Annotated in this window: 7 protein-coding genes; all 7 read right to left on the bottom strand. The window is 67.5% G+C overall.

The annotated features are described in order from the left end of the window. Positions 1-37: 37 nt before the first annotated feature. Positions 38-802, bottom strand: coding sequence for an FCD domain-containing protein (locus NFG57_RS10815; protein WP_045994538.1), 765 nt, complete (start codon positions 800-802; stop codon positions 38-40). Positions 803-983: 181 nt separating this feature from the next. Continuing rightward, positions 984-3,209 (bottom strand): HlyD family efflux transporter periplasmic adaptor subunit, encoded by a 2,226-nt coding sequence (locus tag NFG57_RS10810; RefSeq protein ID WP_348814295.1) that lies wholly within the window; start codon positions 3,207-3,209, stop codon positions 984-986. A gap of 2 nt (positions 3,210-3,211) precedes the next feature. Further along, complete coding sequence (locus NFG57_RS10805; RefSeq protein ID WP_348814294.1) at positions 3,212-4,642, bottom strand: HlyD family efflux transporter periplasmic adaptor subunit; 1,431 nt, start codon at positions 4,640-4,642, stop codon at positions 3,212-3,214. Beyond that, entirely contained in the window at positions 4,639-5,463 is an 825-nt protein-coding gene (locus NFG57_RS10800; RefSeq protein WP_348814293.1) for an efflux RND transporter periplasmic adaptor subunit, read from the bottom strand. The genes NFG57_RS10805 and NFG57_RS10800 overlap by 4 nt, the downstream gene beginning before the upstream one ends. Further along, entirely contained in the window at positions 5,453-7,048 is a 1,596-nt protein-coding gene (locus NFG57_RS10795) for a TolC family protein (RefSeq protein ID WP_108133337.1), read from the bottom strand. The genes NFG57_RS10800 and NFG57_RS10795 overlap by 11 nt, the downstream gene beginning before the upstream one ends. A 23-nt stretch (positions 7,049-7,071) precedes the next feature. Next, complete coding sequence (locus NFG57_RS10790) at positions 7,072-7,686, bottom strand: hypothetical protein (RefSeq protein ID WP_348814292.1); 615 nt, start codon at positions 7,684-7,686, stop codon at positions 7,072-7,074. Between the two features lie 159 nt (positions 7,687-7,845). Next, positions 7,846-14,538, bottom strand: coding sequence for a VCBS domain-containing protein (locus NFG57_RS10785; RefSeq protein ID WP_348814291.1), 6,693 nt, complete (start codon positions 14,536-14,538; stop codon positions 7,846-7,848). Between the last annotated feature and the right edge of the window lie 393 nt (positions 14,539-14,931).

Below are 14,931 nucleotides of genomic sequence, written 5' to 3'. Positions count from 1 at the left end.
CGCCAGCATAGCATGGCGGCTCCCACAGGACCTTGACTCAGCCGGTAGGTGGCAACTCCAGGTCGCTGCCGAGCACCGAGTCGCCGGGTTTGATGCCCAGGGCGTCGGCGGTACCGGCCAGCACCGCCTGGGCGGCGCGAAAGGCGTCCTGGGGACGCCGCGTGCGTATCGCCTCCATCAGCTCGCGGTGACGCTCGAGGCTGTCCTCGGGGTCGCTGGCGCTTTCGTTGGAGGTCTCGATCAGCAGGTAGATCGAGGGGCGCAGGATATGCGAGAGCTGGGACCAGACGATATTGCGGGTGGCCTTGAAGATGGCCACATGGAAGGCGATGTCGTGATCGCTGTGCAAGCGCTTGGCGTCGCCCTCGGCGGCGTTCATGGCGCTTTCCATGCCCTCGAAGGCCTCCTCGATGGCGACCAGATCGCGGGCCGTCGCGCGGCGGGCTGCGGTCATCGCCACGTAGGGCTCGACGTCGAGGCGGAAGCTCAGGATCTCGCGCTGGATCTCGGGGTTGGGAGCCGCGTAGCGGGTCATCCAGTCGGTGACCGACGGGTCGAGGATGTTCCAGGCCTCGACCTCGCGCACCTTGGAGCCGTGGCCGGAAATGCGTTCGATGATGCCCACGTCCACCAGCTGGCGCAGGTCGCTCCTGACCGCCGAACGGTTCAGTGCAAACTGTTCGGCCAGGTCGACCTCCTTGGGCACGAAGTCGCCGGGGCGATAGTGTCCGCCAAAGATGGCCTCGGCCAGGTAGTCGGCCACGCTGGGGCGTTTGCTGTTGCTGCGAGATGGGACGGCCACTGACTTGCTCCTGGCGAATGCAGTGACGATGCTAGCGAATGTGCAACATAGTGACAATGCGCCTTAGTGACAACGCGGCACAGTGACAACGGGGCATAGCGACAACGGGGCATAGCGACAATAGGGCACAGCGGCAGCGCTGGTGGGCTCGCGGGCAGGCAGTCTAGAGGGAACCGTCTTCTCAGAAGCCGCTCTCGCGGATCACCACCGAAGCGAGCCAGGTAGTGAACTGGCCGACCAGGCTCTGACGCTCGGCGTCGATGTGCAATTGGCCAGCGGCCTGCCTGCCGCCTGTCCAGGGGCTGTCCAGGCGGGCTTCGATCGCGATCAGCGCGCGTTCAAGACGCAACTTGCCGCGCTCCTTCGGGTCCTCGTAGGTGGACAACGGGCCGCCGTGGCGTGCCGCCAGCAGGGGGTGACTCAGGTGCTCGGCGCGGGTGGCACCGATGCTGGTGACGTGTCCGGCCAGTGGTCGGGTGTGCCCTTCCACCAGAAAGCGCACCCGAGCGCCAGGACTCAGGCGGTGGACCTCGTCCTGAGGCACGTAGGCATCGATGACCCAGGTCGAGGGGTCCACCAGTACGCCCAGCGGCTCTCGGGTCGCGACCCATTGCCCCGGCGTCTGTTGTCGATCGAAGCGCTGCCATTCGCCGGCGAAGGGGGCGTTGATGACCAGTCGCTGCTGCTCCCGCCGGGCGGCCTGACGTCCGCTTTCGCTGACGCGGTGTAGCGCCAGGGTAGCGCTGTCGCGATTACGCCCATCGTCGGCGTCGAGCAGCCCCGCCAGTTCGGCCTCCAGCAGGTCGAGCTCGCTTTCCTGGGCCAGCTCGCGACGTCGGATATCCGGCTCGCTCAGCCGCACCAGGGCCGCCTCTCGCTCGACCCGCCCGGAGGCGGCGATGGTCTCCAGGCGTGCGGGAAACGGCGAGTACAGGGTCAGCTCGCGCTCGGCGTGGAGCACGCCAGGCCCGCTGACGCGGGTCTGCAGGGGCAGGCAGGCCAGCAACAGCAGGGTGCCGAGGGCCAACAGCCAGGCCAGGCGAAAGCGCCCGGGGACGGCGCGGCGATGGGACCACCAGTGCTGCAGTTCTCGGGTGACGGGCATCAGGATGAACCAGGCAATTTCCACGGCGAACAGGACGATGCCCAGCGCCTTGAAGAACAGATGATAGACGGCCAGGGCGATGCCGAGGAACAGCACCAGTCGATACAGCCAGGTGGCGAAGGCGAACAGCACCAGCGAACGTCGCTGATGACGGGGAAAGGGCTCCGGCCAGGCCTCGTCGAGACCCAGTAGCCGCCGGCGCAGCCACACGCGGGCCTGGGCGCCGGCGCGCTCGTGCAGGTTGGGGAAGTCGAGCAGATCGGTCAGCACGAAGTAGCCGTCGAAGCGCATGAAGGGACTTGCGTTGATCGCCAGGCTCAGCACCCAGCTGGTGGTGGCCAGGTACAGAAGTGCCGAATTGACGGCGCCCGGCTCGGTCAGCACCCAGCCAAGGGTCGCCAGGCCTGCCAGGCCAAGCTCCACCAGCATGCCCGCCGACGAGATCGCCAGCCGCGATCGGCTGCGGTTGAGTTTCCAGCTCTCGCCGGTGTCGGTGTAGAGCATCGGCCACAGCACGATAAAGGCGACGCCCATATGCGCCACCTTTACCCCCAGCCGGGTCGCCACCAGGGCATGGCCGAGTTCGTGGCAGGCCTTGGCCACCACCAGTGCACAGGCGAAGCTGAGCATGCCCGACATCGAGAAGGCGTCCATCACCGCGTGGGTAAAGTGGTCCCAGCGGCGCACCACCAGCACCAGCCCGAGCAGTCCGAGCAACAGCACCGCCGTGACCATGCCACGGCTGAACAGCCAGGGCAGGGCGCGCACCACGGCGCCAAGAAAGCGCTGCGGGCGCACCAGCGGCAGGCGAAAGAACAGATAGTGATGCAGCCACCAGGACAGCTTGCGCCAGGCGGCGCCTGTGGCGGCCTCGCGGGCCAATCGGTCGGTAGCGTCGGGCCCGGCCCGCAAGAGACGGTGATGCTCGAGAAAGTCGACCAGTTCCAGCACCTGCTCGAGCGACGGCTGCATCGGCGTCTGGGCGGCGATCTCGTCGCGAATCCGCGCGGGGCTCGCCCCCCAGCGCGCCAGACACTCGAACTCGAGCCAGCCGATCCGGTAGAAGCGATTGGTCACCGGGTCCTGGATCGACCATTGGGGCTCGCCATGGCGATCACGACCCGCATCCACCAGCACCAGGTCCTCGCGCAGCGGCGGCGGCGGACGATCCGCCCGTTCATCGACGCCGGCGGTGTGATGCGCCATCGTCGCGCTAAAGGGGCTGGCGTTGGCTTCCGTGGGTGAGGCAGCCGCGCCGTGGGAAGCCCCCGGGCCATGGCTTGCGGGTGTCGCTGAGGCCATGGCTACCACCCCGTCCAGGCGCGCAGGGCCGACAGCGGCCGGCGCAGCAGGTAGTAGCCGAGACTGACCTCTTCGCCGTAGACCTTGGCGGTGCCGTGCAGCCCCAGGCGTACTTGGTTCGCTGTCGAGTCGGTCTGGGTATCGGTCCCCTGGTCGAGGCTCTGTCCGGCGCTGTCTTTCACCTCGGTCGGCGCAAGCTCGGCCAGCAGGCGATAGGCGGCGACGCCATCTGCGTCGGTCGAGGCTTCGTAGCTGGTCTGGGTGAGGCGCGCGCCGATCGGTTCCAGCGGCCGGGCGCTGAGGAACACCTTGACCTCGGCCCCCGGTGCCAGGGTGATGGCGTCGGCGGCGGCCAGCTGGATCTCCACCGCCGGCTGATCGGGGTCGGCCAGGCGCAGGATGCGCTCGCCGGTGGCGACGGGGCGTCCTTCCCAGTCGTCGGGGTCGCTGTAGACCGCGACTCCCGCCGTCGGAGCCGTCACCAGGGTGCGTTCGAGCCTGGCCTCCAGTGCCTCCAGTTCGGCCTGGCGCTGTGCCTGCTGGCGCCTCAGGCGGCTTATGTCGGCGAGCCGCGAGCGGTCGTCGAAGGCCAGGTTGCCGGCGGCGTCGAGCTCGGCGCTGGCCACCTCGAGCTGACGCCTGAGTACCTCGGCGCGGCCTTCGAGTTCGCTACGATCCAGGCGAAACAGGGGGGTGCCGGCCTCGACGCGTGAGTTGGGTTCCACCAGCATCTCGGCCACCACACCGTCCAGCGGGCTGGTGATGGCGGCGCTGTCCAGCGACACGATCTCGGCCGGGGCCAGGGCCGACTGGCGCACCGGCAGGAACATCGCGGCGATCACCGCGACCAGCAACAGCCAGCCGAGCCGACGACGCGGTAGCTGCCAGGAGCGGCGGCGGGGCGCCAGGGCCTGCCAGCAGTAGCGCCAGGTGGCGGCCAGGCCACCGAGCTGCTGGCGCAGCGCCTGGGGCGGTGGCTGCTCAAGCAGAAACAGCGCCCAGGCATGGTCGGTGGACGACTTTCGGTCGACGTCGGCGCCGCCGGGACCCAGCGGCACCAGCCACAGCACCTCTGGCCACCACTGGGCCCAGCCCTCGGCCAGGTCCTCGGGGAGTTCCAGTTGATCGCGCAGCAGCAGCCTGGGGCCATCGATGTCGTGTTGATCGAGCAGCCAGGCGCTGAGCCTTTCCACCCAGTTGACGAAGGGGGTGCGCTCGGTGGGCGTGGCCAGCCCCGAGACACAGCGAAGCCTGACCGCGCCCCGGGCACGGCCTTCCAGCACCAGGGCCTGACGAAAGCGCAGCAGCGGATAGGGGTCGTTGGCGATGGAGAAGGCCAGGGTGGTGCGTGAGTCGGCGTCCAGCGCGCGATCTCGCAGGGCCAGGCTCAACGACGCCAGCGACACCGGGCGTGGGTGTTCGCTGGCGCTCATGGCGTGCCTTCGTCGCTGTCCTCTGTGGTGGGCGATTCGGCCACCAGGGTGGCACGCCCGGTCATGCCCGGCATCAGCTCGTCGTGGGCCTGGTCGAGGCGTGCCTCGAGCTCGACGGTCTGGGCTACCGCATCGATGCGGGCACTCACCGCGCTGAGCGTGGCGGCGTAGCGCTTGCCGGTCTCGCTGACATCAAGACTGAGCGCCTGGCCTTCACCGAGTTCGGCCAGGTGCGCCGAGGGGGCATTGAGCCGGACCTTGAGAGGGCCATCACCGACCAGATCGACGATCGGCGTACCGGCGGCCATGGTCTGGAACGGCTTGACGTGAACCGCGGCGATGCGCCCGGCGAAGGGCGCCTTCAAGGTACAGCGATCGCGCTGGACGGCGGCTAGGTTCAAGGCGCTCTGGGCCTTGTCGACCTCCGCCCGGGCCAGCGCCACCTCGAGATCGCCCACCGCGTCCAGGCGGCGCAGGCGGTCCTTGGCCTGGCTGTTGAGCCGGGCCACGCCGAGTTCGGTATTGGCCACGTTGACCCGGGCCTGCTCGATTCGGCAGTCGAAGCGGGCCAGCACATCGCCCTCGGCCACCGTAGCACCCAGCGACACGGCCAGCTCGTCCAGGGTACCTTCCATGCGGCTCGACAGGGTCGCCTCCTGCTGCGGAGCCAGCAGGGCGCGCATGGTTAGCTCGCCCCGGTTCTCCTGTATCGGCTGCTGGATCGATTGCTGGGCCGATGCCAGCGCCGAAAGCCCGAGCAGGGGCAGTGCGAAACCGAGGAGCATTCCGGCCGAGCGCGGACGAAGACGACTAGACGGCATCGGTTCCCCCCTTATCGGCGCCCGTCCCAGGCTGCGGGCGACGCGGCTCCAGGGTGGGCCCGCCGGCTGGCGCCGGTGGCTGGCCCGGGTGAGGCGCAATGATGCCCTGGCGCTCGTGGGTGGTCATGATCCGCTCGATCTCGCCGGCCAGGGTCTGTACATCGTGCTGGGCGACGGTCTCGGGCAGCACGTCCAGGCCAACCGAGTTGAACAACCGGCCCCAGGCGGCCTGGGCGCGGGAGTAGGCCGCCTCGCGCTGGTACTGGGACAGCAGATAGCGGCTCTCGGCGCGAATCACCTCAAGCTCCGAGCCGATGGAAGAGGAGGCCGCGGCCTTGGCGTAGGCCAGCAGGTCCTCGTCCACCTCGAGGCTCTCGTCGCTGTACTCGAGCTCTTCGCGGGCCAGGTGGTAGCGCAGGGCGCCCACCCGAACCTGGGTCAGTACCGCCATGGACAGCGCGGTACGGCGCAGGTCGTCGGCGTCACCCTGGGTGTCCTGGGCTTCGTTCAGATCGGGATAGGACAACAGCTTCAACAGGTTCAGGGACACATTGACGCCGGTCTCGGTCCAGTCGTTGTTGTACAGGTAGTCGTTGGAGTCGTACTCGATGCCCGCGCTGACCGTGACGTTGGGCCACAGCCTGAGCTTGGCGGCTTCCAGGTCGTTCTGGTTGACCCGCTTGCGGTACCACTCCTCCATGATCTCCGGGCGGTGCTGCAGCGCCAGCTGTTCCAGGCGCTCGATATCGCTGACGTCCGGGGGAAGATCCGGTTCCGGTTCGTCGGCCAGGATCAGGCGGGTACCGGGGGGCAGCGACATCAGTGCGGCCAGTTCGGTCTTGGCCAGCTCCAGATCCTGGCGGCGCGCGGTCAGCAGGGTGGTGGAGTCGAGCAGGGCGCGCTGGTAGGCCAGCACCTCCTGGCGTGGCAGCAGTCCCTGGCGCTGGGCCTCACGGGCGGCGTCCAGCGCTACCTCGGTGCGCGCCAGCAGCACATTGAGACGAGGAATCAGGCGTTGGGCGGCCAGCGCCCGCCAGTAGGCGTTGCGTACGTCGCGCAGCACGTTCTGGGCGACCTTGCGCCGACGTTCCTCGGCCATCAGCATCTGGTCGGCCTTCTGCTGGTTCTCGTAGTAGGCCAGGCCGAAGTCGAGCAGGCTCCAGGACAGGCCAAGGCCCGCGGTGGAACGGTAGCGCTGCTCCGAGGTGGAGGGACGCAGGCTTTCCTCGCCGTCCTCGATACCGATGGAGGTGCCGCCGGAGTCGTTGCTGCGATCGCTGTAGCCGGCCTCGGCGACGATGCGTGGCAGCAGTTCATGGCGCGAGACGTCACGCAGGTTCGAGGCCAGGGCGCTTTCCATCAGCTTCAGGCGATAGTCGAGGTTGTACTTGAGTGCCCGGGCGGCGGCCTCGTAGAAGGTGACCGGCTGATTGAGCGGCTCCTGCAGGCGATACATCTGGGCCTGGTCGCTGATCGCCCGCTGACGGATCTCGGTGGCGTCGAAGGGCTGGGGCTCGAGGCTGGAGCAGGCACTCAGGGTCAGGCCGGCGGTGACCGCCAGCGTGGTGAGCGGTAGTCGATGCATGCGGTGTCCTTGTCGTTCGAATCTCACAGGTCGTGCTCCCCTCGCAGCGGCGCGGTGGAGCCGGCCATGGCCGTCAGTTGTGCGCGAAAGCCTGCAGCGACTCTGGGAGAGGCGCCGGAGGTCTCATCTGGCCCGCGCCAGCCGTCCTGGGCCAGCGCTGCTGGCGCGAGGCGATCGTCCTGGTCACCATCGGCGATCCATTCGGCCCCCGGCGGCAGCTCAGGCCGGCCGTCATCTGTCGCATCGCGATTCGGCGCCTCGGCCGAGCCAGGTTGAGCGTCGCCCGGCGTCGAGCTTCGCGTCGGAATCGTCGGTTCGCCATCGGCACCAGTGGCGTTGTTCAGCAATTGTTCGCGGGTGGGAGCGTAGAGGGAGGGATCGGCCAGCAGGCCATCCGCCGTCAGGTCGGTGCGGCCGTGGCGGCCCAGCATCAGCAATTGATCCTGCTCGGCGTACAGGCGACTCAAGGCTACGCCGCGTAGCACGTACTGGCCTGGCACCTCACCCAGGCCGTTGGCCAGCGACGGGATCTGCGTCTCCAGCGGCCGGACCAGCCAGGGCTGGGCGCCGTGGGACAGGCGCAGGTAGTCGAAGACCTGGCGGCTGTTGCGCTCGACCTCCGGGGTGACATAGACCACCGGGTCGATATCGCCGAGGGTGGCGCGCGACTGGCGCCCATCGTCCGGGCGCAGGAAGTGGGGGCCGGCGCCATCCCTGATCGGAATATAGGGTGCGGCGATATCCAGGGTCAGGGTCAGGGTGGCGGTGTCGCTGGCGCCGGCCTGGTCGGTCAGGGTTTAGACGAAGACCTCCTGCAACAGCGGACCCAGGCCGCTGGCGCGCAGTACCTCGCTGTTGGTGCGGTCGATAAAGTAGCGGTAGCTGCCGTCCGCCTCGATGATCAGGATGCCGTAGCGGCCCGCCAGGCGCTCGCCGGGCGCCGCGCTGACGCCATCCTGTGCCACCAGGGTGACCCTCTGGGTTTCGCCGTAGCGCTCGGCGTCGACGTCGGTGTCGTTGGGCAGCACGTTGCCGGTGGCGTCGGGACGGCTCGCGCCTCCGCCGATGTCCACGGCGTCGCCGCTGTCGTCGCGGGCCGTCGGTGTATCGTTGCGCCCATCGATGGTGATCGTCAGGCTGGCACTGGCGGGACCGCCCCAGCGGTCCTCCAGCGCATAGGTGAAGACGTCGACCAGGGTCTGGCCGCTTTGACGCAACGCCTGGACCTCCGGGTTGTCGTCATCGACCTGGTAGCGGTAGCTGCCGTCGGCCTCCATCACCAGGCTGCCGTAGCGGCCCTTGAGTGCCTTGCCGAGGGTGCCTTCGGTGCCGGCACTTGGGTCATCGCCGGTGCGAACGCCGGTCACCGTCAGGTTGGGGCCGAGCAGGTTGACGCCGAGGCTGATGTCGCCATCGACGTCGCTGTCGTTGTCGAGCACGTTACCCACGGCGTCCGCCCCGGGCGTGGCGTTGTCCCGGCCTCCGGCCTCCACCGCCAGGCCATCGTCGGCGCCGGGCGCCGGCGCCTGGTTCTGGCCGCGCACGAACACCGTCAGTTCGGCCAGGTCCACCAGTCCCGCCAGATCACGGGCCTCGTAGGTGAAGACGTCGCGGCGGAACTCCAGCGGGCCAAGCCCGAGGATCTCGGCGTTGGTCTGGTCGACCGCGTAGGTGTAGCTGCCGTCGGTGGCAAGCGTCAGGGTGCCGTACTGGCCTGTCAGGGTTATCGTGCCGGCGCTGGGGGTGGACAGGGCCCCGCCTGCGGCCTCGGTGCCGGGGCGGGCGCCACTCACGGCCAGTTGGTCACCGGCGTCGATATCACTGTCGTTGTCGAGCACATTGCCGCTGGGATCACGGCCGGTGCCCTGATCGCTGTCGGCCACCGCCAGGGCGACGTTGTCGGCGGCCACCGGGGCATCGTCGCGTCCCTCGATGGTCACGGTCAGACGCGCCGTGGTGCTGGCACCCAGGGGATCGACGCTGCGGTAGACGAAGACCTCGGTGAGGGTGTCGTTGGCGGTTCTTAGGGCCTCCACCGTCGGATTGCTGTTATCGACCACGTAGGAAAAGCTGCCGTCGGCGTTCAGGGTCAGGGTGCCGTAGCGTCCGGCCAGCGGCTGGCCGGCGGCCACCGTGGTGGTGTTGAAGCGGACCTGATCGACACTCAGTGCCTGTCCATCCACGTCGTCGTCGTTGGTCAGGACATTGCCACTGGGGTCGTCACCTGGGGTGGCGTTGGCGGTACCCCCGGCTTCCACCGCGATGGCCTGGTCGGCCACCGGACTTGGCGGATCGTTGGCGCCGGTGACGGTGACGACCAGCTCGGCCAGGTCCGGATTGCCGGCGGTGTCGATCAGCCTATAGGTGAAGGTCTCGCTCAGGGTGGCGCCTGCCGCCAGGGCCTGTACGGCGGCGTTGTCGCCGTCGACCACGTAGCGGTAACTGCCGTCGGCGTTTACCGTGAGGCGCCCGTACTGACCATCAACGCTGGCGCTGACGCCACCGAGGCTGGTCATGGCGCCGCCGGCCGTCTCGCTGCCGGGGCGAATGGCGCCGACGGCGAGTGCACCCTGGTCGATGGTATCCACGTCGGCGTCGACGTCATCGCCGTCGTCATCAGCGATCAGATTGCCGGTGCCGTCCACCGCCGGCGTGGCGCCGTCGGTGGACGGTGCCTGGGCGCTGGTGGTGTTGTTGGTGGCGACGGGGTTGTCCTGGGCGCCTTCGATGGTGATGGTCAGCACCGCGATATCATCGAGTCCCTCGGCGTCGGTCACCAGGTAGCTGAAGGTCTCGCTCAGGGTATCGCCCACCGCCAGGGCTTCGACGGCCTCGTCGCTGTTATCGATGACGTAGTTATAGCTGCCATCCGGATTGATGGTCAGGGTGCCGTAGCTGCCGATCACGTCGGTGGCGCCGGTGACCTCATCGAAACTGCCGAGGAGCTCATCGCCAGTGCGGATACCGGTGACCGCCTTGGTCTCGCCGTTGAGGTCGACGTCGGTATCGTTGGTCAGCACATTGCCGGTGGCGTCCAGGCCGGCGGTGGCATTGCCGATACCGCCCGCCTCGATGGCCACGCCGCTGTCGTCGACGCCCACCGGGGCGTCGTTGGCGCCTTCGATGGTGATGGTGATGGTGGCCTGGGAGGTGGCACCCGCGCGATCGCCGATTTCATAGACGAAGGTCTCGTCTAGCGTATTGCCGCTCAGCCTCAGCGCCTCGACGGCGGCGTTGTCGTTGTCGAGCTGGTACTCCGCCGAGCCGCTCGAGGAGATCACCAGGGTGCCGTAGCTGCCCTGGATACGGGTGGGCGAGGCGGGGTCGCTGTTGACCGCCTGCAGTGAGCCCGCGGTGGTGCCCGCCCGGACTACCGTCAGCACGTCGGGGTCGGCGTCACCTTTGTCGGGGTCTTTGTCGTTGCCGAAGACCAGACCGTTGGGGTCGATGCCGCCGATATTGAAGCGCCCCCCGGCCTCCACGGCGGTGGCGCTGTCGTCGATGGCGACAGGGTCGTCGTTGACCGCGATGACCTCGATGGCCAGTGTATCGCGGTCGGTCAGGGCGTCGTCGATCTTCTCGCCGGGGATGCCGTTGCCGTTGTCCGGGTGATCGCCGAAGTTGCCGTTGTCGCTGGTGACGATGGTGAGGGTATCGTCACCGTTGAAGTTGGCGACGCCGGTATAGGTCAGGGTGGCGAGGGCAGCGTTGATCTCGTCGACGCTGCCGGTGAGGACCAACTCGCTGGTGCCGTTGCCTGAGACAGTGGCGCCACCGTCCCCGGAGGCGCTCAGGGTCCCGTTGTTGACGCTCAGGGTGGTGGTCAGGTCCTGGGCGGCGGGGGCGCTTGGGGCGCCGGGCGTCAGGGCGTCGGGGTCGGCGATCGAGATGCCGGTGATGGTAATGTCGGTGTCTTCGTCACCGGAGACCGGCGAGGCCGGCAAGGTGTGGACCGGGGCGTCGTTGAGTTCGACATAGCCGATATCGGCGTCGAAGGTGGTGTCGCCGTCTACGGCGCCGGTGATCAACGATAGGCTGCCGTCGTCGGAGGGTCCGCTGTCGATACGCGCCTTCAGCTCGCCGGCATCGGCGTCGGTGAGGCTTTCGCTGGCCGAGATGCGATAGCTGCCCTTGGGCAGCACGCCGAAGGAGTAGTTGCCGTTTGGGTCGGTGACGGTGGTGTAGCTGACGTCGTCGGCGTTACCGAAGGTATCATCGCTGCCTGCCCAGGTCAGGGTCACACTGACGCCGGCCAGGCCATCGCCATCGGGTGCGGTGCTGGCGTCGGCGCTGAGGGTGTCATTCCACAGGGTGCCTTCGATCAGCCCGAGACTCGCCCCGGCGGTGAGCACATAGTCGTTGAGCCCGCCGCTGCCGTCGGTATCGGTACGCTCGCCCGATGGCGTGCCGTCGTCGCCGACATCACTGCCAGCAAAGCCATCGAAGCTGCCGTCGTCGGGCAGGCTGGACCAGGCAAGACGGGCCTCGGCATCATCGGCCGCCACCGGCGCGTTGTTGGGTACCTCGACGCTATAGGACACGCTGACCTCGCTGCCCGGGTCGAGTTGCGCAAAGGTGAGCTCGATTCCACTGGCGGTGGCGCTGGCCGTGACTCCGGCGGGCAGGCCGGCGGGGGTGTAGCTCTGGCCATCGATGACCACACTGTCGATGACATAACCGCTGCCCGAGGGAGGAAAGGCGTCGGTCAGCACCACTTCGTAGGCGGGCATGCCACCGTTCTGGGTAAAGGCAACGGTGACGCTGGCGGTACCGATGGTGTCATCCGGAGCGGGATCGAAGTCCACCACCGTCTTGGTCATATCGGTAAAGGACGGCTCGACGATTCGCTCGTAGATTTCCTCGCTCTGGAAACTGGTGCCGTCGCGGCTTTCGGTCACGACCATGCCAAGCTCTGTCCCTGCCTGGTTGGTCGAGACGTTGTCGACCCGCACATTGAACTCGAGCGAAATGCCTTCCTTGTCGAGGTCGTTGTTGGTGTTGGTGATAGTGCCCAGGTCGATGGTCAGGGTGCGTCCATCGCCGCTGATGGTGTAGCGGGCAGGGTCGAGCACACCCTCCGGTCTGCCGCTCAGGTCGCTCTGGATGTACCCGGCCTCGGGGGACTGGCCATTGCCCTCGACGGAACCGGCGCCGGTGTTAAGGTTGCTTGTCAGACCGTCATCGTTGGCGATGAAGGCCATCCTGATCTGGTTGGCCGTCTCCGGGAGAATGGTGAGACCTTCATCGACCTGAATCGTCAGTTGATAGTTGTCCGTAGTGCCTTCGGGCAGCAGCGCCACCACCCTGTAGCGGATGATTTCACCCACCGCGACGTCTTCGCGGGTGTCGCCGGTCGGGTCTGCAGCTGCGGTGCTGTCCAGCCCGCCGACGCGGGACACCTGCAGTGTCTGAGCGATCGGGATCGCCTGGATATCGATCTGCCGATAGTCGTTGAGGGAGCCATCCCCCAGTTCCCCGTTGGCCCCTGTACGTTCGGAATCGTTGCTGGAGCTGGTGTCATCGAGACTGGTCCAGTCGACCCGGGCCTCGGAGGTGAGGTTCGCCAGATCCGCGGCAGTGGCGCCCACGGTGCCACCGATGGTCAGGGTGATGGAATGGCCGGTACGCAGGTCGAGATCGAATCCACTCTTGAGGCTGAGTAGATAGCCGTCGGTGTCGTTGCCGGTGATCTCGAAGTCACCCACGGCGGGCCCGTTGGCATCGCTGAAACTCACCGCCTCAAGGCTGACGCCGTCGAGTTCAGCAGGTAGCTGGACAGACAGCCCCAGGTCGAAGGCGTCGACCCCCGAGGTGTTCGAAAAGGTGACGGCGTACTCGATGGCGTCACCAGAGTCGACTCCGAGACCCGGGTCGGAGGGAGTGGTCAGCGCCTGTTCGATGCTGACCGTGGGTTCCACCAGGGTGGTGGTCGGACCCGTACCGGGCTGACTGACGTCGCGATCCACGGCGGTGGCGCCGTTGATCTCGTCGCCGTCGACGTCCTGATAGGTCAGGCCCGCCTTGTGTTCGTGTTCGGTGCCTTGCTGGTTGTTGAGGGTGTTGGTGGCGATCAGGCGGACGCGCAGAACAAAGGTATTGTTGCCGGTGTCGTTGTCGCCGGTGGCGCCGGCCGGTCGCACCGTGGTGACCAGGCTGTGGGGGTAGTTCTCGCCGGTGGTGGTGTCGCCCTCGCTCATGTCGAGGCTCTGCTCCACCGCGATGACCGTGGGGGTGATGGTGAAGGCGACCGCACTGCCGACCAGGCTGGGGTCCTGCTCCGGGTTGGACAGGGCATCGTTACCGAGCTCGAAGCCGGCCATGGCCTGGATGACCAGGTCCGGGCTGCCGTTGGTCTGGGAGGTGTCAGCCAGCTCACTGAGCTGGCCGGTAAAGGTGACGTCGATACTTGGCTGGTCGCTGGTCAGGCTGGCGAAGGGCAATGCCGCCACCACCAGGGTGTCGCCGGCCTGGGCGCCATAGGCCGAGGCCAGCACGGTGATCGGGTCGCCATTGGCGTCCTTTGCCAGTGGGTGCACCGCCTCGCCGTTGGCGTCGAAGGTCACCTGGTAGAGGTCGAGTTGCCCTCCCAGGTAGCTTGCCGAGGTGATGATGACGCCATCGTCGACCTCGGCGCCGGCGCCGTCCTTGCCGGTAGCGGGCACGATCAACTGGACAAAGGGGGCGTAGCCCTCCTGGGCGGTGGAAGCATTGGACACGCTGACGGTGAACTGAAATTCCTCACCCAGCGGCACCTCTGTGGCGGATTCGCCGAGCGACGCCGTCGGCTCGGCGTCGGCCAGCAGGCCATCCAAGGGTGCGAGGGCGGCGAGTGCCACGCCACGGTCGTCAGCCAGTTGCCCCTGTTGACGCTCCAGCTCCCAGTCGCCGCCCAGGCCACTGTGGCCGGTATCATCGGTGGAGGCGCCCACGTCCATGCCGGTGGCGCTGGCGAGACCTTCCACCAGTTCGAGCCCAGCGTCGGTGGCGCCGATGCGACAGCCGTAGAGCAGCAGGTCGGCGTCGGCCGTCAGTGCCTCGCGCCACTGGCCGAGGCTCGCCGTCAGGCTCGTGAGAGTGTCGTTGCCGACCAGGGTATCGCCGAGCTGAAACTGTCCTGAGGCGCCGTGGCTGAAGATCTCCACGCTCTCGACCTGGTCCATGCCGGCCAGGGCCGCGGTGATGGCCTCGATACCGTTCTCGTCGGCGTCCACCTCGAGCAGTTCGGCGTCGTCGGCCAGCCCCTCGCGGATCGTCTGGCGCTGGGCGTCGGAGAGGCGGGCGTCCACCACCACCAGGTGGCGAGCGGGAGCCCCGGCGCCAGCGGGGCTGTCAGCCTGGGTGGCCGGTGCCTGGCCGTCGCCGTCTGTCGGCTGGTGCTGGTTGGGTTTCCCACCGTCGCCATCGCTGGCGGGGTCGGGGGTGGCCGCCATGGCGCCATCGAACAGCAGGCGTGGCTCCAGCGCGATCAGCCGTGAACGAGTTCCCTTCATACCGACTCCTGCCTTTCCTTGTTGTCACTGTATCGATGGCAGATGACGCTTTTAATGCCATATCTGCACAATACCCTAAACATAGACGTTGATTCTCATTCTGTGCCGAAAAAGTGGAGGAGTGGCTACGCGGATCAGGACGGTAGTGACAAGGCTATGGTAGGCGGCTGGCGCCAAGGCCCCAGCCCTTCACTCGAGGGCTGGCAGGGCCCTTTTTTGGGGGAGGGCGAACGCCAGGAATGCGCGCTGAAGCAAATAACGTGAGGGTTAACGCTGAAAACGATGTGGAACCACTGACGATTCAGGAGAGGAATGCCGGTGGGGGCGAGCCGAGCAGGCGCGTGAGGAAAAGAGGAAAAAGCGCCCTGTGCCGGCGGTCGATCGACATTGGCC

It is taken from the genome of Halomonas sp. H10-59, from assembly GCF_040070555.1.
GTDB classification, from domain to species: Bacteria; Pseudomonadota; Gammaproteobacteria; order Pseudomonadales; family Halomonadaceae; genus Halomonas; species Halomonas litopenaei.
This window is presented reverse-complemented; position numbering and strand designations above follow the sequence as displayed.

What these genes read in the sequence shown, in the direction of transcription:
- NFG57_RS10810 (WP_348814295.1), bottom strand. Translation starts at nt 3,209, where the DNA reads ATGGCCTCAGCGACACCCGCAAGCCATGGCCCGGGGGCTTCCCACGGC.
- NFG57_RS10805 (WP_348814294.1), bottom strand. Translation starts at nt 4,642, where the DNA reads ATGAGCGCCAGCGAACACCCACGCCCGGTGTCGCTGGCGTCGTTGAGC.
- NFG57_RS10800 (WP_348814293.1), bottom strand. Translation starts at nt 5,463, where the DNA reads ATGCCGTCTAGTCGTCTTCGTCCGCGCTCGGCCGGAATGCTCCTCGGT.
- NFG57_RS10795 (WP_108133337.1), bottom strand. Translation starts at nt 7,048, where the DNA reads ATGCATCGACTACCGCTCACCACGCTGGCGGTCACCGCCGGCCTGACC.
- NFG57_RS10785 (WP_348814291.1), bottom strand. Translation starts at nt 14,538, where the DNA reads ATGAAGGGAACTCGTTCACGGCTGATCGCGCTGGAGCCACGCCTGCTG.